Annotated in this window: 22 protein-coding genes; 9 read left to right on the top strand and 13 right to left on the bottom strand. The window is 64.8% G+C overall.

The genetic code is table 11. From position 1 onward, the window contains the following. The first annotated feature begins 4 nt into the window (after window positions 1-4). On the top strand, window positions 5-1,255 hold the full coding sequence (locus tag LPB04_RS21305) for an AI-2E family transporter (protein ID WP_193686444.1): 1,251 nt from the start codon (window positions 5-7) through the stop codon (window positions 1,253-1,255). Between the two features lie 81 nt (window positions 1,256-1,336). Here the strand turns inward: LPB04_RS21305 and LPB04_RS21300 are convergent, their stop codons facing one another. Continuing rightward, entirely contained in the window at window positions 1,337-2,266 is a 930-nt protein-coding gene (locus LPB04_RS21300) for a YihY/virulence factor BrkB family protein (protein ID WP_193686443.1), read from the bottom strand. A 148-nt stretch (window positions 2,267-2,414) separates the two neighbouring features. Next, a complete protein-coding gene (locus LPB04_RS21295; protein ID WP_193686442.1) occupies window positions 2,415-3,443 on the bottom strand; it encodes an OmpA family protein in 1,029 nt (342 codons plus the stop codon). 118 nt (window positions 3,444-3,561) lie between these two features. Between LPB04_RS21295 and LPB04_RS21290 the strand changes: the two genes are divergently transcribed. The 5 genes from LPB04_RS21290 to LPB04_RS21270 all read left to right on the top strand — a co-directional run bounded on the left by LPB04_RS21290 (window position 3,562) and on the right by LPB04_RS21270 (window position 7,004). Next, window positions 3,562-3,822 carry a hypothetical protein gene (locus LPB04_RS21290; RefSeq protein WP_193686441.1) on the top strand — a complete coding sequence of 87 codons (261 nt, stop codon included), beginning with the start codon at window positions 3,562-3,564 and terminating at the stop codon, window positions 3,820-3,822. Window positions 3,823-3,908: 86 nt separating this feature from the next. Beyond that, window positions 3,909-4,514 carry a winged helix-turn-helix domain-containing protein gene (locus tag LPB04_RS21285; protein ID WP_193686440.1) on the top strand — a complete coding sequence of 202 codons (606 nt, stop codon included), beginning with the start codon at window positions 3,909-3,911 and terminating at the stop codon, window positions 4,512-4,514. Between the two features lie 220 nt (window positions 4,515-4,734). Then, on the top strand, window positions 4,735-5,478 hold the full coding sequence (locus LPB04_RS21280) for a glutathione peroxidase (protein WP_193686439.1): 744 nt from the start codon (window positions 4,735-4,737) through the stop codon (window positions 5,476-5,478). Window positions 5,479-5,506: 28 nt separating this feature from the next. Next, window positions 5,507-6,373: a M90 family metallopeptidase gene (locus tag LPB04_RS21275; protein ID WP_193686438.1), complete on the top strand. Its 867-nt coding sequence runs from the start codon at window positions 5,507-5,509 to the stop codon at window positions 6,371-6,373. Between the two features lie 76 nt (window positions 6,374-6,449). Further along, complete coding sequence (locus LPB04_RS21270; RefSeq protein WP_193686437.1) at window positions 6,450-7,004, top strand: hypothetical protein; 555 nt, start codon at window positions 6,450-6,452, stop codon at window positions 7,002-7,004. Window positions 7,005-7,015: 11 nt separating this feature from the next. On the opposite strand, the gene LPB04_RS21265 is transcribed toward LPB04_RS21270, so the two are convergent. From LPB04_RS21265 to LPB04_RS21235, 7 genes are all read right to left on the bottom strand, one after another. After that, window positions 7,016-7,378, bottom strand: a complete 363-nt coding sequence (locus LPB04_RS21265) for a TraR/DksA family transcriptional regulator (RefSeq protein WP_193686436.1) — start codon at window positions 7,376-7,378, stop codon at window positions 7,016-7,018. 188 nt (window positions 7,379-7,566) lie between these two features. Further along, window positions 7,567-8,211, bottom strand: coding sequence for a hypothetical protein (locus LPB04_RS21260; RefSeq protein ID WP_227496522.1), 645 nt, complete (start codon window positions 8,209-8,211; stop codon window positions 7,567-7,569). A 16-nt stretch (window positions 8,212-8,227) separates the two neighbouring features. Further along, entirely contained in the window at window positions 8,228-9,088 is an 861-nt protein-coding gene (locus LPB04_RS21255; RefSeq protein WP_193686435.1) for a hypothetical protein, read from the bottom strand. A gap of 86 nt (window positions 9,089-9,174) precedes the next feature. After that, window positions 9,175-9,540 (bottom strand): VOC family protein, encoded by a 366-nt coding sequence (locus LPB04_RS21250; RefSeq protein WP_193686434.1) that lies wholly within the window; start codon window positions 9,538-9,540, stop codon window positions 9,175-9,177. Between the two features lie 35 nt (window positions 9,541-9,575). Beyond that, a complete protein-coding gene (gene otnI, locus LPB04_RS21245) occupies window positions 9,576-10,373 on the bottom strand; it encodes a 2-oxo-tetronate isomerase (protein ID WP_193686433.1) in 798 nt (265 codons plus the stop codon). A 142-nt stretch (window positions 10,374-10,515) separates the two neighbouring features. Further along, window positions 10,516-11,928 carry a DEAD/DEAH box helicase gene (locus LPB04_RS21240; protein ID WP_193686432.1) on the bottom strand — a complete coding sequence of 471 codons (1,413 nt, stop codon included), beginning with the start codon at window positions 11,926-11,928 and terminating at the stop codon, window positions 10,516-10,518. A 214-nt stretch (window positions 11,929-12,142) separates the two neighbouring features. Next, on the bottom strand, window positions 12,143-12,922 hold the full coding sequence (locus tag LPB04_RS21235) for an inositol monophosphatase family protein (protein ID WP_193689130.1): 780 nt from the start codon (window positions 12,920-12,922) through the stop codon (window positions 12,143-12,145). Between the two features lie 175 nt (window positions 12,923-13,097). Here LPB04_RS21235 and LPB04_RS21230 point away from each other — a divergent pair, with 175 nt between their 5' ends. Both LPB04_RS21230 and LPB04_RS21225 read left to right on the top strand, forming a co-directional pair. Next, entirely contained in the window at window positions 13,098-13,859 is a 762-nt protein-coding gene (locus LPB04_RS21230; protein WP_193686431.1) for an RNA methyltransferase, read from the top strand. 242 nt (window positions 13,860-14,101) lie between these two features. Continuing rightward, a complete protein-coding gene (locus LPB04_RS21225; RefSeq protein ID WP_193686430.1) occupies window positions 14,102-14,365 on the top strand; it encodes a hypothetical protein in 264 nt (87 codons plus the stop codon). 25 nt (window positions 14,366-14,390) lie between these two features. Here the strand turns inward: LPB04_RS21225 and LPB04_RS21220 are convergent, their stop codons facing one another. The 4 genes from LPB04_RS21220 to LPB04_RS21205 form a co-directional block, all read right to left on the bottom strand. Next, window positions 14,391-15,119 (bottom strand): methyltransferase family protein, encoded by a 729-nt coding sequence (locus LPB04_RS21220; protein WP_193686429.1) that lies wholly within the window; start codon window positions 15,117-15,119, stop codon window positions 14,391-14,393. Beyond that, window positions 15,116-15,841, bottom strand: coding sequence for a methyltransferase domain-containing protein (locus tag LPB04_RS21215; protein ID WP_193686428.1), 726 nt, complete (start codon window positions 15,839-15,841; stop codon window positions 15,116-15,118). Before LPB04_RS21215 ends, LPB04_RS21220 begins: the two co-directional genes overlap by 4 nt. A 79-nt stretch (window positions 15,842-15,920) precedes the next feature. Beyond that, the gene (locus LPB04_RS21210) at window positions 15,921-16,859 is read right to left on the bottom strand and encodes a DUF2145 domain-containing protein (protein ID WP_193686427.1); all 939 of its coding nucleotides are present in this window, start codon (window positions 16,857-16,859) and stop codon (window positions 15,921-15,923) included. Beyond that, window positions 16,859-17,347: a hypothetical protein gene (locus LPB04_RS21205; protein ID WP_193686426.1), complete on the bottom strand. Its 489-nt coding sequence runs from the start codon at window positions 17,345-17,347 to the stop codon at window positions 16,859-16,861. The genes LPB04_RS21210 and LPB04_RS21205 overlap by 1 nt, the downstream gene beginning before the upstream one ends. Before the next feature lie 247 nt (window positions 17,348-17,594). Here LPB04_RS21205 and LPB04_RS21200 point away from each other — a divergent pair, with 247 nt between their 5' ends. After that, the gene (locus tag LPB04_RS21200) at window positions 17,595-18,116 is read left to right on the top strand and encodes a twin-arginine translocation signal domain-containing protein (protein WP_193686425.1); all 522 of its coding nucleotides are present in this window, start codon (window positions 17,595-17,597) and stop codon (window positions 18,114-18,116) included. Window position 18,117: the final 1 nt, after the last annotated feature.

Genomic DNA, 18,117 nt, shown 5'->3' with positions numbered 1-18,117 from the left:
ACACATGCATCTCGCCAGTCCAGGCTCGGTTTCCACCGAGCCAAACAACCCCGCCGCCCAAGAGGCACCGTCGGCCGTCGTGGCCGACATCGTCCAGCCGGAGACCCACTCCGGCGCGGGCGACGAACTTGCCCTCCAATCCGGCAGCCTGCGCCTGCCCATCCACGTCAACGCACGCGGCGTCGCGCTCGGCATCCTGGCCACCGTCGCCTTCGTATTCTCCCTGCAATGGGCACAGAAATTCTTCGTGCCCCTCCTGCTCGGCATCTTCATCGCTTACACGCTCAGCCCCCTCGTGCGCTGGCTCGAGCGCATCCATATCAAGCGCGCCATCGGCGCGACCCTCGTCACCGCCGTTTTGATCGGTGGACTCGGGGCCACCATGTACCGCGTGCAGGACGAATTCTTCAACATCATCGACGAGCTGCCCACGTTGACGCACAAGGTCACCAAGCTGCTCGCGTCCGTCGCCACCGGCCAGTCGACCATCCAGCAGGTGCAGAAGGCGGCGGCCGAGATCGAACAGGCCACTGCCAGCGTCGGCCAGAACAAGGACGCACGCCTGGTCCAGCGCCGCCCGACCGTGTCGCAACCGCATGCTCCGGCCTTCCGCGTCACCGACTGGCTGCTCGCGGGCTCCGTGGGCCTGGCCTCCTTCATCACCCAGGCCACGATGGTGCTCTTCCTCGTGTTTTTCCTGCTGCTCGCCGGGGACACCTTCAAGCGCAAGCTGGTCAAGCTGACCGGTCCCTCGCTGACGCGTAAAAAAGTGACGGTCCACATCCTGGACGACATCAATACCACCGTGCAGAACTATATGTTCATGCTTCTGGTCACGAACATCCTGCTGGCGCTGATGATGTGGGTAGCGCTGCGTGCCATCGGCCTGGAGAATGCCGGGGCCTGGGCCATTTTCGCCGGCGTCACGCACATCATGCCGTACTTCGGCCCGCTCCTGATCACCACTGCCACGGGCCTGGTCGCCTTCCTCCAGTTCGAATCGCTGCGCATGGTGATCCTGGTCGCCGGCGCCTCGATGGCCATCGCCACGCTGGTCGGCATGGTGGTCGCCACCTGGATGACGGGCAAGATCGCCAAGATGAATCCGGCGGCCGTGTTTGTCAGCCTGCTGTTCTGGGGCTGGCTATGGGGGATGTGGGGATTGTTGCTCGGGGTGCCGGTCGTCATGATCATCAAGACGGTGGCCGAGCGGGTCGAGGGGATGGAGGTCGTGGCGGAGTTGTTGGGCGAGTAGGGGGGCGATCACCTTCTCCGCCAACGTGCAAAAACGGCGCGGACCCATTGGATCCGCGCCGTTTTCAATCCATCCAGGCGTTCACGCCATCCGTTCGACGTGCTTCGCCCCGGTTTCACGGTCCGGCTTGTGCCGCAAACTCCCCAGCTGCAGCGCATACTGGCGGGCGAACTCGGCGCCGAGGAAGAAGATCTGGGCCGAGTAATACACCCACAGCAACAGTGCAATCAGCGAACCGGCCGCCCCAAAGCTGCTGGCGGCGCCGCTGTTGCCGATGTACAGGCCGATCAGGAACTTACCGAGCGTGAACATGGCCGCGGTGCCGAGCGCGCCGATGATCACGTCATGCCAGGACAGCTTGATGCGCGGCAGCAGCTTGTAGATCACCCCGAACATCGTGGCGATCACCAGGAAACCGATGCACGAGGAAATCCAGCCCATGATCACGGCAGAGTCCTTCCACATGCCGCCGAGATAGTTCTCGACCACGGCCATCGCCGCGCTGATGACGAGGGACACCAGCAGCAGGAAGCCCAGCACGAGGATCAGGCCGAACGAGAGCACGCGGGTACGCACCGTGTCCCACCAGCTGGCATCCTTCGGCGCCGGCACGTCCCAGATTTCGTCGAGGCTGTCCTTCAGTTCGGCAAACACGCTGGTGGCGCCGACCAGCAGCAGCCCGGTCGCGATCATGGTGGCGATCTTGCCGCTTTCCTTGTTGCGCGCGCCGGCCAGGATGGCCTGGATCGTCTCCGCGCCTTCCTTGCCGACCAGCCCGCGCAACTCGTTGAGCAGCTGCCCCTGCGCCGCTTCCGCGCCATAGAAGAAGCCGGCGACGGCAATCACCAGCACCAAGATCGGCGCCATCGAGAACAGCGTATAGAAGGCGAGGGCCGCGCCCTTGCTGGCGGCACGGTGCGCCATCCACTCCGTCACCGCGCATTTCATGATGTGGGCAATCTGGCGGGAGAAGGGGAACCACTGTTTCTTGTCATTATCGACCGTATCCATACCGATTCTCCGAAAAAAGAAAAAGGGGCACTGAGCCCCGTTTCAACCTGTCGTCGTACAACGCGAGGTTGAGCGGGCCGAGTACCCCTCAGGCCACATTACAGTGCGCCGCTCCGCCGCAGGGACGGAGTGGCGGCTGAGATGCCGATTACTGAACGCGCTTTTCGATCGTGATCTGTTCGACTTCGACGCGGCGGTTCGGTTCCAGGCACTTGATCAGAGCGGCACGGTTTTTCTCGGTGCAGGTCACGACCGGGTTGGCTTCACCCTTGCCGTAGGCTTTCAGGCGGCCACCGTCGACACCCTTGCCGACCAGGTAAGCACGCACGGCGTCGGCGCGGCGCTGCGACAGCTTCAGGTTGTACTTGTCCGAACCCAGGCGGTCGGCGTAGCCGGTGATGTCGACGTCGGTGATGCTCGGGTCGGCTTGCAGGGCGGCAGCGATCTCGTCCAGCTTAGGCTGCGGCATGCTCAGCTCGGCGCTGTTGAAGGCGAACAGTTCGGTGGTCGACAGGGTGACCTTCTCGAAACGTGCCGGTGGCGGCACGACCGGTGCCGGTGCTGGTGCCGGAGCCGGGGCTTCGGCCACTGGTGCCGGTGCCATCACTGGTGCCGGTGGCGCTGGCGGCGGGTTGAACGCGTAGTTCAGGCCGATGGTGACGTACTTGTTGTTTGGCTTGTTGAAGCCATACAGCTCGTCGTGGCGCAGGTTGCTGCGCACCGAACGGATGTCGGCCTGCAGCGACCATTGCGGGGTCAGGGTCGCCTGGACGCCGAGGCCGGCGGTCCAGTATGGCGAGTTCTTGCTCACGTTACGCAGAGGATTTTCCACCTTGTCGCGCTCGACGCCGGCGCCGACCAGGATGAACGGACGAACTTTGTTGCGCGACAGCATCAGCAGGCCGTCAACACCGACCAGGGTCTGGCGATAGCGGGCCGGGCCGTCTTCGGTACGGACGTGGGTGCCACCGAACTGGACGTCCCAGTACTGGTTGATGGCTTTACCGAACTTCAGGCCACCGCCCCAGTCCTTGTCGTCCACGCCAAAGTCCGCGTCCGGCTTCATGCCGACGACGCTCGGCTGGATGTACCAGGACGGGTTGATTTCTTGGGCCAGCGTGGAACCGGCGGCGCACAGCATGGCCACGGCCAGGGCGATCTTCTTCGTATTGTTCACAGGAAACTCCCATTAGTTGAAAAGGTAGGGTTACATCGCGTGCTTGACAGTGATGTTGGACGAATAATACGAGGCTGGGTTCCCAAGCATCGGTGCGCTAGCGCACTCAGGGTTACTGATGAGTGACAAATTTACAACAGAATGTTCGTGGCGAAAAATCGCTCTATATAGAGGGTGCTTGAAATGTCAGTTGAATAATTTATTTCGGAGAGTAAAATATTTTTTCAGAAATGTTGTTTATTTACGACAATTGAGCGGCTTGCAAGACCAGGATGAGTTTCCTCAAAGCATTTTTAAAAAAATGCTTAAAGGAATTTTGGCAATGTGGGATGGCGCACAGACCGGCAGGGCTGACGCAGGCAATCTTGAGGCCAGTTAAGCGGAACCCGAGGTGTTGTCGGAGTGTCAGACCACACACAGCGACCCGGACCTCCCTGTCTCTCTCAATTTTTGGAGTACACCAACATGCATGCAACGACTCATCACAACGCGGTGCAAAGCGACATCGGCGCAGTGCACACTTCTAGCAATTCAGCGCTGATCGAACGCGTCCCGCCACAGCCAACCGAACGCGCGCCCATTTCGCTGGCGCCGATCGAGCGCGTGCGGTCGACCTCTGCCACGCAGCGTCGGATCGAGAACATGCAAAAGCTGATCAACGAACTGTCGACCCACGAAATGCTGGCCGACGAAATCGCATGGTTCCTGAAATTCTCGCCGTCGGGCGCACGCAAGTACATCCGCGACCTGCGCGAAGCCGGCGTGATCGAACTGGCCCGCTACATCGAAGGCACCGCCACCTACCTGGGCAAGGCCGTCTACCAGATCTGCCCCGACCAGGAACGCGTGAAGGCCTTCCTGGCCGCGATCTGCCAGCCGAAGCGCGAAGGCGTCGCCCCGCGCAAGGAACGTCCAGGCCTGCGCGAGCAGAGCATGGCCGGCAGCGGCCGCCACTTCCACATCCTGGCCGACGACACCCACTACGCCATCCGCGTGAACCGCAGCCCGGTCACCCGCGATCCGCTGGTCGCCGCCCTGTTTGGCCCGGCACCGAGCCAGATCGCCAAATAAATCTCTGCCGGAAGACGCCGCGGTGGAGACCCGGGGCGCCTTTCCGTAACCGACGATCGCTGTCGTCAAAGCAAACGCCGCGCACTGCGCGGCGTTTGCCGTTTACGTCCTTGTTCGCGTGGCCGGCGCCGAACGGGGAACATTGAAAACCCGGCAACAGGCCCCAACTGCGGGCGAAGCGGTCAACCTGGCCGCATCACCGACCATATGAGGAGTCCCCATGCTGCCAACTGCCGAATCGCTGGAAGGAAAACCCGTACCGCAGGTCACGTTCAAGGCGCGTCCCGACAACCAGTGGCGCGACCTCACGACCGACGAGCTATTCAAGGGCAAGACCGTCGTCGTGTTCTCCCTGCCGGGCGCCTACACGCCGACCTGTTCCTCGACCCATTTGCCGCGTTTCAATGAACTCTCCGGGGTGTTTCGCGAAAATGGCGTGGACGACATCCTCTGCCTGTCCGTCAACGACGCCTTCGTGATGAACGAGTGGAAGCAGGGCCAGGAAGCGGACGGCATCACCTTCATCCCTGACGGGAACGGTGATTTCGCGCGCGGCATGGGCATGCTGGTCGACAAGCGCGATCTCGGCTTCGGCATGCGGTCCTGGCGCTATTCGATGCTGGTGCGTGACGGCATCATCGAGAAGGTCTTCATCGAGGAAGAGGGCGAGGGCGATCCGTTCAAGGTCTCGGATGCCGACACCATGCTGCGCCATATCAATCCGGAGGCGCGCGCACCCGAGCCGATCGTCATGTTCTCGCGTCCCGGCTGCCCGTTCTGTGCGCGTGCCAAGGCGGCGCTGTCGGAACGCCAGTTGCGCTATACCGATATCTCGCAGGACCAGAAGATCAATAGCGGCGTGCTGCGCGCCATCACTGGCCGCATGACCTGGCCGCAAGTGTTCATCGGCGGGCGCCTGATCGGCGGGGCCGACGAGCTCGACGCGCACCTGGCCGGCGCATGAAGCTTGCTCTCCTGGCAGGAGCCGCCTGATGGAAGCCTTGTTGACGGTCTCGTTTCTTGCAGCGGCTGGCCTGCTGGCCTGGGCGGTCCCGCGCTGGCGCCTGCGGCGCGCCCTGGCGCGGCCGCTGGCGGCCGGCGAGCTCGCCATCCTCGAACGCAACGTGGCGCAGTACCGGGCGATGGACGCGGGCCAGCGCGCCCGCCTCGAACGCCTGGTGCGGCGCTTCCTCCACGAAAAAACCTTTGTCGGCTGCGCCGGTCTGGAAATGACCGAGGAGATGCGCCTGACGATTGCCGGCCAGGCCTGCCTGCTGCTGATGGGCGCGCGCGGCGACGCCGTCTATCCGACCCTGAACGCGGTGCTGGTCTATCCGGGCGCCTTCCTGGTGCCGCGGCGCCAGGTCGACGCGGCCGGCGTCGTTACCGAGGAACGCCAGGACCTGCTGGGCGAATCCTGGGGCGACGGCCGTGTGATCCTGTCCTGGGACCACGTGCGCCGCGCCGGCATGGTCGAGCCGCCTTCCCACAACGTGGTCCTGCACGAATTCGCCCACCAGCTCGACAGCGAATCGGGGACTACCAACGGCGCCCCCTACCTGGGCAGCCAGGAACGCTATCGCAGCTGGTCCGAAGTGCTCTCTCGCGACTTCGCGGCCCTGCGCCACGACGCCTGGTTCGGCCACGAAGGCGTGCTCGACCATTACGGCGCGACCAGCCCGGCCGAATTCTTCGCGGTTGCCACCGAAGCCTTTTTCGAGCAGCCGCACCGCCTGGCGGCGCGCCATCCCGCCCTGTACGAGGAGTTCCTCAAATACTACCGGGTCGATCCGCGCGCCTGGCAGGCGCCGGAGCCGGAACCGGATTTTGGAAACATGGCCTACGGGCAGTGGCAATAGACTGCGTGCGTTTGCGTACAGAGGCAGCAACCCAGCAGGAGCATGCTTCGGGTAACCAACAATGCAGGAGAAACCCATGTCCACCATCATTGCAGGGCATTTTGAAACCCAGGCCGATGCCGATGCCGCGTCCCAGGCACTGGCCCAGGCCGGCTTCACGCGGGAACGTGTCAGCACGTTTTACCTGAGCCAGGCGGGACAGCACGACATGACCCCGATCGGCGGCGACAACCTTCATTCCCCGGGCGCCAAGGAAACGCCGATGGGCGTGGTGCAGGGCAGCGCCACCGGTGGCGCGGTCGGGGCTGCCATCGGCGCTGCGACGGCGCCGCTGACCGGGCCGGCCGGCCCCATCGTCGGCGGCCTGGTGGGCGCCCACGTCGGCTCGCTGTTCAGCTTTACCAAAATGAAGGAAGCCGGCGAAGGCGAGCAGGGCGGGCGGGCGCCGGTCGAGCAGCGCAAGGCCGGCATGCTGGTGGCCGTTGCCTTTGACGATACCGGCGACGAGTCGCGCGCGGTGGACGTGCTGCGCCGCCTCGGCGCGATCCAGATCGAGCGCGCCCGCGGCAATATCGTGGACGGCGATTGGGCCGATTTCGACGCCTCGATTCCTCCCGAAATCGTTCGCTGACGCAGACTGCTCTAGCGTTTTTCGTAGCGCGTCTGGCAGGCGATGCACAGGCGCGCTTCGGGACGCGCCTGCAGGCGCGAAAAACCGATGTCGCCGCCGCACTCCTCGCATTGCCCATAGCTGCCGTCTTCGAACTTCGCCAGTGCATGGCGCAGCACCTGCATGCGGGCCGCATGGTGGCCGGCGGCCTCGAGCGCGAGATCGTTCAGCAGCCGTACTGTGGCCTTGTCGGCCGGCGAGGTTTCCACTTCCGAGACGGGCAGGTCGCGCGCGCTATGCGCCTCGGCCGGCTCGTCGGTGCGGCTGAGCGCGGCCAGTTGCGCCTCGAGCGCAGCGCGCAACTGGGCCAGCTGGCCTGCATCGAGGGCGTTCATGGGAATGGCCGCGCGGCGACAAACCGCGCGCCTGGCCGGAATGTAAGAAAGCCGTTCATTGCTTACTCCCACATGAACTGATGTGGGACCAGTGTAGCGCGATGCGCGCCGGAAGAACATGGGCGCACGCGTGCGCCGGTCAAGCCGGCCTGGAGCCTATCCCGGCAGGTGAGAGTCGTTCCTCCCACCTACCGGGACAGGCTCTTGGTGCCGGGCGTGGCAGGCTTGCGGTGGGTCTCGATGTCCTTGATGTGGGTGTGGATCTTGTCGAGCGCCAGGATGATGGCTGCGGCCTGCCCGGTCGACGCCGCTCCCGCCAGGCTCAACAGGCCGGCGACGAGGCCGGTCACGTCCCCGATCAGCGCGATCTTGCGGATCTTCTCGGCGGCCGCCGTGGTCAGCGCCACCACGCCCGCCTGCGACTTGCCGAGCGACTTGACGACGAAGGTGGCGGCATCGGCGTACAGGCCGTTGGCGCGCTGGCGCAGCAGCAGTTCGTCTTCCAGCAGGGCACGCGCGCACGCCTGCACATGGGCCGGCACGATGCCGCCGTCCCAGGCGCGGATGTCGCGCATGATGCGCTCGTGCAGCTGGTCGGCGCAGGCCGAGAGCTGGTCGGCCAGCTCGACGATCTGCGGCACGCTGGCCAGGCCGCCGTTGGCGCCGCCCGCGGCCGGCGCGGCCGGCGCCTCGCTCGCGCTGCTTGCCGCGGTGGCCGGCGTGCCGGCGGCGGCTTCGCCCGTGTCGGCTGTCGCCGCGCCCGCCACCGCGCCGGCCAGCACATCGATTGCCGCATCCGCCGGATCGACCTTTCCCTTCGCATCGCTTCCCATGCCGCCTCCCTGAAAATCACTCTGCCGCGAGGCCGTCGCGGATCATCCGCAGGTCGCGTCCGTAATTGCCGAGCATGCGCTTCACATCCTCCTGCGTCAGCTTGTGCAGGTTTTCACGCAGCTTCTGGTGCCCGAGCGCCACCTTGGTCAGTCCCTGCAAGGCCAGGTCGTAGCGGCGGTCGATCAGCTTGTATTCGCTGGCCTTGTTCAGGTAATGCACCTTGGCCAGGGTGACCAGCATGCGTTCATTGCTACCCTTGGTGAGCGGCAACTCGACATCGAAGATGCCGAGGATGGTCTTCTTTTCATTCTCGTTGGTCTTGTAGTAGAGGCGGGTGAGCGAGATCATCGCTTCCAGCAGCACCTGCACGTCGGCGTCGCCGTCGCGCACCATGGTCTCGACGCTGCGGTTCTGGTAGCCGGAAGCGATCACCCGCGTCAGCAGGCGCGTCAGGCCCGTGTAGGCGGCGATATGGCGTTGCTGCAAGCCCGATTCGGCATTCGCCTTCAGGCCGTTGCCGAGGTCGTCGATGCGTTCGGTGAGGTCGTAGCGGGTATCGCCGGCGAGCAGGCTGAGCGTTTGCATGTAGAGCACGACGGCCTTTTGCACGCTGACGAAGTCCTCGTACACGGCGCGCCGTTTGGCGTCGTTTTCGCGCGCCAGTTTGTCGGCCGAGGCAGGGAGATAAGGCTGTTCGCGTTCATAGGTGTCGCGATAGCGGCGCGAGAGCTCGGCATAGCCGCCGAGTTTGGCCGAAGCGTCCGCGAATTCGCGCACTTCCTGCAGGCTGACCGGGCCGCCGGTCGAAGCGCAGCTTGCCAGCAGCAGATTCAGGCTGAACAGGCAGAGCGCGAGGGCAAGGCGGAAGGTTCTCATCGGGTCCTCTCGAAGCGGCAATGATGCCGGACGGAAAGACCCCATTCTGGCAAACGCCGCACGGGGCGGCGTTGCAATGGATCAACTCAGGCGACCTTGTTGCGATCGAAGCGGGGATTTTCGATGATGCCGAACAGGTTGCCGTAGGGATCGCGCACGGTGGCGACGCGGATGCCTTCGCCCACATCCGCCAGCGGCGACTCGACCGTGGCGCCGAGCGCCTCCAGCCGCGCCAGCTCGGCCGCGGCATCCGGGGTGCCCCAGTAGGCAGTCGCGCCCGTGCTGCCCGGCACGCCGTCGGGAATCAGGCCCAGTTCGAAACCGCCGACCTCGAAGCCGACATAGAAGGGCTGCTCGAAATACGGTGCCTTGTCGAGCACGCGGCGGTACCAGTCGGTCGCCTCGTTCAGTTGCGTGACCGGATAGATGACGGTGCGCAGTCCCTGGATCATGATGATCTCCTTATTTATAAGAAGACAATGTTGCCTCAGGCCGTGCCGCCTGTCCAGGCCTTGGCGGCATCGCGCCAGCCAAGTCCCTCGAGCGTCCCGGCGCGCGGGTTGTACTCGCAGCCGATCCAGCCGTCGTAGCCGAGCTCGTCCAGCAGGCGGAACAGGTAGGGGTAGTTGATTTCGCCCGTGCCCGGTTCGTGCCGGCCCGGCACGTCGGCCAGCTGGATATGGCGGATCAGCGGCAGCAGTTCGCGCAGGCTGTGGGCGAGGTCGCCCTCCATGCGCTGCATGTGATAGATGTCGAATTGCAGGAACAGGTTGTCGACGCCACACTCGGCGATGACGGCGGCGGCCTGGCGCGAGCCGGTGAGGAAATAACCGGGCATGTCGCGGTCGTTGATCGGCTCGATCAGCAGGGCGATCCCTTTTTCCTTCAGCGCGGCGGCGGCGAAGCGCAGGTTGGTCACATAGGTGGCGTGGGCGCGTTCGCGCGGCACGTGCGGCGGCAGCTTGCCGGCCATGCAGTGAAGTTGCTTGACGCCGAGTTCTTCCGCGTAATCGAGGGCAAGTTCGACGCTGTCCTGGAATTCGCCGATACGGCGCGGATCGCAGGCCATGCCGCGGTCGCCCGCCGCCCAGTCGCCCGGCGGCAGATTGTGCAGCACCAGTTCGAGGTTGTAGCGCGCCAGGCGGCCGGTGATCCATTCCGGTTCGCAGGCATAGGGAAACAGGAATTCGACGGCGTCGAACCCGTTCTCGCGCGCCGCGGCGAAGCGGTCGAGAAAGCTGAGCTCGGTGAACAGCGTGCTCAGGTTGGCGGCGAATTTGGGCATGGCAGTCTCGAATGTTGACAGCCCGCTATCGTAGCACCACGCCGCCAAGCGCGCCCGAACCCGCAATCGTGCGTCACGGCGCATGCACAAATAAAAACAGCCCGGCAATGCCGGGCTGTCGTTCCTGCCAAAAGCGTCGGGCTTAGCGGCCGCGGCCACCCGTGCGCGGCGCGGACGCCGGACGCGGACCATTGCCGTTGCCACTGCGGCCTGCGCCGCCGCCGGCACCCGCCGGACGGCCGCCGCCATTGCCCGCAGGACGTGCACCGCCGCCGGCGCCTGCCGCGCTACGCGGCTGGCCCTGGCCCTGGCTACGGCCGCCACCGCCGCCTGGACGGCCGCCGCGGTTACCGTGACCAGGCGCGCCGCTGCGCAGCTGGATCGGCTGGGCCTTGGCGTTCATGTCAGGCTCGAAGCCCGGGATCACGTGACGCGGCAGCGTCTGCTTGATCAGCTTTTCGATATCCTTCAGCATCTGGTGCTCGTCGACGCAGACCAGCGATACGGCTTCGCCGGTGGCGCCGGCGCGGCCGGTACGGCCGATGCGGTGCACGTAGTCTTCCGGCACGTTCGGCAGGTCGTAGTTGACCACGTGCGGCAGCTGGTCGATGTCGATGCCGCGCGCGGCGATGTCGGTCGCGACCAGCACCTGCAGGCTGCCGTCCTTGAACTCGGCCAGGGCCTTGGTACGCGCGGTCTGGCTCTTGTTGCCGTGGATCGCCATCGCGCCGATGCCGTCCTTGCCCAGCTGCTCGACCAGTTTATTCGCGCCGTGCTTGGTGCGCGTAAACACCAGCACCTGGCTCCAGTCGTTTTCCTTGATCAGGTGCGACAGCATCGGGTGCTTCTTGTCGCGGTCGACCGGGTGGATCTTCTGGGCGATGACTTCCACGGTCGAGTTGCGGCGGGCCACTTCGATCGACGCCGGGTTGTTCAGCAGCTTGTCGGCCAGGGCCTTGATCTCGTCCGAGAAAGTGGCCGAGAACAGCAGGTTCTGGCGCTTCGGCGGCAGCACGGCCAGCACTTTCTTGATGTCGTGGATGAAGCCCATGTCGAGCATGCGGTCGGCTTCGTCCAGGATCAGGATCTCGACTTTCGACAGGTCGACGGTACGCTGGCCGACGTGGTCGAGCAGGCGGCCCGGCGTGGCGACGAGGACGTCGACGCCCGTCTTCAACAGCTTGATCTGCGGGTTGATGCCGACGCCACCGAAGATCACGGCCGAGTTCATGTTGGTGTACTTGCCGTACAGGCGCACGCTTTCCTCGACCTGGGCCGCCAGTTCGCGGGTCGGGGTCAGGACCAGGGCGCGGATCGCACGCGGCGAGTTCTTGCTTTTCTGCGCGGCGCCGACGGCGTCGGTCGACAGGCGCTGCAGCAGCGGCAGCGTGAAGCCGGCGGTCTTGCCGGTGCCGGTCTGGGCGCCGGCCAGCAGGTCGCCGCCGCCGAGCACGGCGGGAATGGCTTGCGCCTGGATCGGGGTCGGAACGGTGTAGCCCTGTTCGGTGACGGCACGAACGATAGCATCGGACAAGCCGAGGGTAGCAAATGACATTAGTGAGCTTCTTCTGATGAGGTTGATTCCGCCGCCGGCGCAAGCGGCGCCAGGATCGGAAAGGGTGCAGGGCATGCGGGCCACGCAAAGCGCGGTCAGCCGTCAAGCCGGAGCATTATAGTGATTTTGTTGCGCAGTGGAAATACTGGAAGGCATGGGATACCGCCGTGTGCACTGCGTCACGGCGGCAAGGTAGAACGCTATTTTACGCTAATCAGGCGAAAGGGACCATCAGCGGGATCATCTGTGCAAACACCTTCGGACCAGCGGCGATGATGTCGCCCTTGTTCAGGTACGAGGACTCGCCGTTGAACTCGCCGACGATGCCGCCCGCTTCGGTCACCAAGAGGGAACCGGCCGCGATATCCCAGATCTTCAAGCCTTTTTCGAAATAGGCATCGACGCGGCCGGCGGCCACGTTGGCCAGTTCCAGCGCGGCCGAACCGCTGCTGCGCACGCCATGGCAGCGCGAGGCGACGACTTCATACATGCGCAGGTATTCGGCCAGCGCGCGCGGATCGGCACCATGGCCGGCGGCGATCAGGGCCTTGCCGATGCGGTCGTGGTTCTTGACGCGGATGCGCTTGTCGTTCAGGTAGGCGCCGGCGCCCTTGGTGGCGGTGAACAGGTCGTTGCGGACCGGGTCATAGATGACGGCCTGGGTGATCACGCCCTTGTGCTGCAGCGCGATCGAAATGCAGTAGTTCGGGTAGCCGTGCAGGAAGTTGGTGGTGCCGTCGATCGGGTCGATAATCCAGACATACTCGCTGTCGTCGTTCAGGTTGCGCGACGGGCCGGACTCTTCGCCGAGGATGGCGTGGTCAGGGTAGGCTTTCAACAGCGTCTCGACGATTGCCTGCTCGGACGCCACATCGACATCGGTCACGAAATCATTGTGTTGTTTTTCAGAGATTTCGATCCGGTCGAGGTCGAAGGACGAGCGGTTGATGACGGTGGCGGCGCGGCGTGCGGCCTTGATGGCCGTATTGAGCATTGGATGCATGTTAGCTTTTTCCCTGAAAAAACGCTGACGCCCACCGCGCATGAAACGCCGTGAGCCATCGAGTATGAATTGAATTAAAGAGCAGGGCGGCGCCGAAGTAGGTAAAATCCCGGCCCTTGATGCCGAAATTTCAATTGCTCGTCGCCGCGCGATAGCGCTATTTTAAATGAACCCGAACGAAACCGACACGTCTCTTTTCAATCGCCTGCCTCATGGCATCCGTTTCGTGCTCGTCGAGACCAGCCGCGCAGGCAACATCGGCTCGGTTGCCCGTGCCATGAAGACAATGGGTTTTACCGACCTGGTGCTGGTCACGCCGCGCTGCACCGACTTCCTGAACGATGCGGAAGCGGTCGCCTTTGCCAGCGGCGCGGGCGACGTGCTCGCCAATGCGCGGGTCGTCGGCAGCATGGCCGACGCGCTCGAAGGCTGCAACTTTGCCGCCGCGGTCTCGGCGCGCCTGCGCGAATTCTCTCCGCCGGTATGGACGCCGCGCGCCTTTGCCGGACACGTTGCAGGGCAGGTCGAACTGCGGCCGGCGCTGGTCTTCGGCAACGAGCGGGTCGGGCTGCCGAACGACATCGTCGAGAAGTGCAATGTGCTGATCAACATTCCGGCCAATCCGGCCTACTCCTCCCTGAACCTGTCGCAGGCGGCGCAGGTGCTCGCCTATGAGTGCCGGATGGGCGCCATTGGCGACGCCGTGCCCGAGACCCCGGTCGGCTTCCACGGCGAGGCCGCCAGCCTGACCCAGATCGAGGGCATGTATGCGCACCTGGAAGAAGCGCTGGTATCGATCGGCTTCCTGAATGCGGACAATCCGAAGAAGCTGATGCCCCGTCTGAAACGGCTGTTTTCGCGCACGCAGCTGGAGACGGAAGAGGTGAATATCCTGCGCGGGATCGCCAGGCAGATCCTCAAGCGCTAGCGGCATGTTCCGGCCTGCCAAACGCGCGCCGCGTTTCGAAAAACTCAACTATTATCATCCGGCAAACACACGACGTCTGGCTCCCCGACAAGGCTTGATTGGCAAGCCGGTTGGGACCAGGCGGCGTTTCCGGTTGCGCTCGATTTTGAGTTGGCAGGCCTTGTCTTCGATGACCTGCCGGGCCTGTAAATCGGCTCAACTTCCGAACACCACGGCTTAACGGCTAACACATCGACATGGCTATGAACGCACTATCGCTGGAGCTGGAAACAGCAAGTTATAACCCGGCCGCCAACCAAGGCGCTCATCTAATCAGTCAAGCGCCTCCAATCGCTTCCTCTTATGCCCGAAAAAATTATGCACTGGCACAAGCCGTGTACCGGGCGGATGCGATCCGGCGCATCGCCGGCGCCCAGGCAGCGCGCACCTTCCTGGTGCTTGCCGGCGCCGACGCTCCCCTGATCAACCGGGTTGTGTCCTCGTCGTTCAGCGAGCGCAGGCGATAACGAGGCAAGCGCCGGGCCGGCCCGTTCAGGGTTTGACGTAGCCCGTTTTCTTCGCCGTGCGCACCGCCAGATAGCCTCCCAGCCAGGCGATGAAGGCGCTTACCATGCCGGCCGGCGGGGGCAGGGCAGGGCTGCCGAGCACCTGGTAGTCCGCCCACAGCTTGACGGCGGCCAGCGTCAACAGCACGACGAACACCGTGTTGTACTCCTTCACCAGCACGCGGCGCCAGTTGAAGCGCATGCCCCCGACCGCCGCGCGCCAGCCGTGCAGGTGGGGCAGCCATCGGTTGACGCGCCTGCAATACTGCGCATACTCGGCACCGAATTTCTCTCCAAGAAACGCTTCCTCGGCGGCGACGATCGCAACGTAGCCATAGCTCACCAGCGGCAGGACCAGCAGATAGAAGGCCACCGAATGGACGACGAGCGCCAGTCCGGCGGCCAGCAGCAGGTTGCCCAGGTAGAGCGGATTGCGGCATAGCGCGAAGACCCCTCCCTGCACCAGTTTGCTGGCATACACCTGCCGGTTGCGTCCGCCGCGTTCGATGTATTCGAAACCGATGGTGACGATGCGCAGCAGCTGGCCTGCCAGAGCCAGCGCGATCCCGGCACAGTCGAGCAGCAGGTTCAGGTCGGCGCGTCCGCCGGGGAAGCCGGGCCGGCCTGCGAGCAGGGCCAGCAGGAACAGGAGGGGGCCTAGGCCGTTACGGTAGCGGAACAGGAAGTTCCCGACGCGGACATTCAGTTTGCTCATTTGATCGCAAGGAAACCTTCGAAGCACACATATTTGTGCACGGTGACGAGGTCCTCGAATCCCGCGCGCCGCAGCATGTCGGCGTTGCCCTGGCTCGAAAACGGTTCCATCACCCCCTTGATGCTGCGCGACTTGTTCAGGATTTCCGCTTCGGTGAAGCCCTGGTCCAGCTTGTATTCGACATACACCTGGCTCGCGTAGTCCTGGAAACGCCCGTCGGGCGCACGCACTTTCTCGAACATGAAAAATGCCCCGCCCCAGTTCAGGGCCCGATAGATCTGGTCGATCAGGACCTGGCGGACCCGGGGCGGCAGGAACTGGACGGTGTAGTTGGCGATGATCATGTCGCAGGGCAGGAACTCGACATCGAGTACGTCGGCCTCGATGAAGGAGAGGCGCGGGTCGCGCTCGGTCAGCCGGCTCGCGCGGTCGATCATGTCCGCGACACAATCGATGCCGATCAGCTGCAATTGTTCTTTCAGCGGATGGCGTCCGGCCAGCTGGGCAAGCATGGTGCCGGTCGAGCAGCCGATGTCGTACACCACGCTATCGGACTTGAGGAAAAAATCGCTGTAGTAGGAGACGAGCTGGTGCCCTTCGCGGTACAGGGGGATGGATTTGAGGATGTGCTCGTCGAAATTGGCGCTGATGTTCTCGAAGGTCCAGTCCGCGTTCTGCTGGCTGATGTGCGCGTCGACGTATTTCTTTTGCAGATTGTTCATGGCGTCGTCTCTTGCGAGGAAAAGCCACAGCCTGCGGGGCGCGGTGTGAAGATCCCGTTAAGCACGGGCCGGCGTTCTCTCAGGGCTGCCCGACTTGCGCTTCAACTTGATCTGGCTCAAGCGAGATCACCTCATCGCCGGGCATCGGACGGCAGTCGGCGCCGAGCGGCTCCCAGCCGCGATGCACGACAATACGGCCCTTGTCGTGACAGAGCTCCACTCGCCTGGCCGCAGGCAGCCGGCGCTGCACGAAGGCCTCGATCGCGGCCGGCACGCTGACCTGCAGCGCCAGCGCGTAGACATCGTCGAGCGGATGGTCGTCCACGTGCAGCAGCGGCACGAACTGGCCGGCGAACATCATCGCGTGCGAAGGCACTTTCACCGGGCCGGCCGCATAGCCCTGGTCCCGCAGCCAGGACTGGGCCTGCGCGCGCGCGTCGCCGCCGCCGCCGTCCATCCTGCCCCAGGCGCTGGCGAGGAGTTCGATCACCCACTGGTTGCAGTTCTGGTAGCGCGTGCCGAAGGCGTAGGCGTTCGCGCTGTACCGGCCGGCCAGCAGCGACAGGGCGAGCGGCTTGTCCAGCGCCGCCCGTTCCAGCAGGGCGCCGTCTTCATCCGGCGGGAAGACCAGCGACATGTGGCCGCTGCCGGGTGCCTCGGCGCCAAGGGCGAAACCGGCGACGCCCTGGTCGAACAGGCGCGGGCGCGATTCGTCGCAGGCGTAATAGAGCTGGCGCACGCCCCAGGGGCTGCCGGGATTGTCTTTCAGGGCGATCCCGGCATGCGAATACAGCAGGCCGAAACGGCTCAGGTCGAGCCCGGCGCGCGAGACCAGGGCGACCTTGCTGCCGGAACGTTCCAGCTCACGCTTGACGACGCCGGCGAAGCGCAGCACGCGGTCCTGGTCGGCAGCGCTGATTTCCTTGCCACGTTCGCAGAAGGTCGGGATGCCGGCCCAGGCGCTGCCGCCGGCACAGAAGGCCAGGGCGGCAATGAGCGGCCGCAGGCGTCCAGGCATCAGATCGCGACTTTTTGCGAGCCCAGTTCGCGGTACCAGCTGTCTTCCAGCGCCAGGAAGAAGGATTGCTTCGTGTCGGCGTGCGCGAACTCGTAACCGTATTCGCGCGCATTGACCTGCACCAGTTCGCCTTTACTCACTTCGCGCGCCGCCAGTGCGCGGTTCGGTACGTCGAGCGTGAATTCGCGCATGGCGTCCTTTGCGCCCGCGTCGGCTGCCTGCAGCGTCATGCGCGTGGTGCCCGGTTTGCCGGGCGCGGCGGCGATGTCGATCACGCGGTACCGGCCGGCGGCCACGCGTTTATCGTCGCCCGAACTGTTGCTCGACGCACCGATCGAATCGGACACGCTGCCCGAGGAGGCCGAGCCGGCGCTGGACGCCGAGGAGGCCGCGGTGCTCGCGGCCTGGGCCGGCAGGGCGCAGGCGGCAGCGAAGAGGGCGAGGCAAACGGCGCGCAAGGGGAGGCTGAGGCGGGAATTGATGATCATGAAAGGCTTTCGTAGTCGAGCTGAATGACGCTATGGTACAAGCCCATGGCGCCGCTGAGAAGGCTTGTACGCTGCGGTATCCGGCGCCGGTGGCAGTATGCAAACAAAATGTGCAAGGCGCGGGGGCGTATGCACAGCACATTTGCACGTCGCCGTTTGACCGCATCTCGACGATTTCCTCTAGTCTGGCCCCGTCGCGATCGCGGCCGGCTGTCGTACACTACGTCCACAACAACAAGGACGCCAGATGGAGACCAACCGCAGATCCTTCCTGAAGGCCGGCGCGCTCGGCGCGCTGGTGCTGGCCGCGGGCGGGGGCATCTACCGCGCCGTGCAGTCGCCGCGCCCGCAGCGCTTCGTCCTCGACGGCGAAGCGCGCGCCGCGCTCGGGGCCATCGTCCCGGCGATGCTGGCGGGTGCGCTGCCGCTCGACCCGGCCGGGCGCAAGGCGGCCGTCGCCGGCACCATCGAGGGCGTCCATACGGCGATTTCGAACCTGCCGCTCGCGGTGCAGAAGGAAGTGCAGGATTTGTTCGGCCTGCTGGCCCTGGCGCCGGCGCGGCGCCTGCTGACGGGCGTCTCCGGCGGCTGGGAGAACGCCGATCCGCACCAGGTCGCCTCCTTCCTGCAGGACTGGCGCCTGCACCGCTTCGCCCTGCTGCGCACCGCCTACAGCGCACTGCACGACCTCTCGCTCGGCGCCTGGTATGCGCAGCCGGCCGCCTGGGCCGCGATCGGCTATCCCGGCCCGATGAAGGAACTGTCCTGAC

This window comes from Massilia litorea (assembly GCF_015101885.1).
Taxonomy (GTDB): domain Bacteria; phylum Pseudomonadota; class Gammaproteobacteria; order Burkholderiales; family Burkholderiaceae_D; genus Telluria; species Telluria litorea.
Note: the sequence above shows the minus strand (reverse complement) of the source record. Positions and strands in the feature narration are given on the sequence as shown.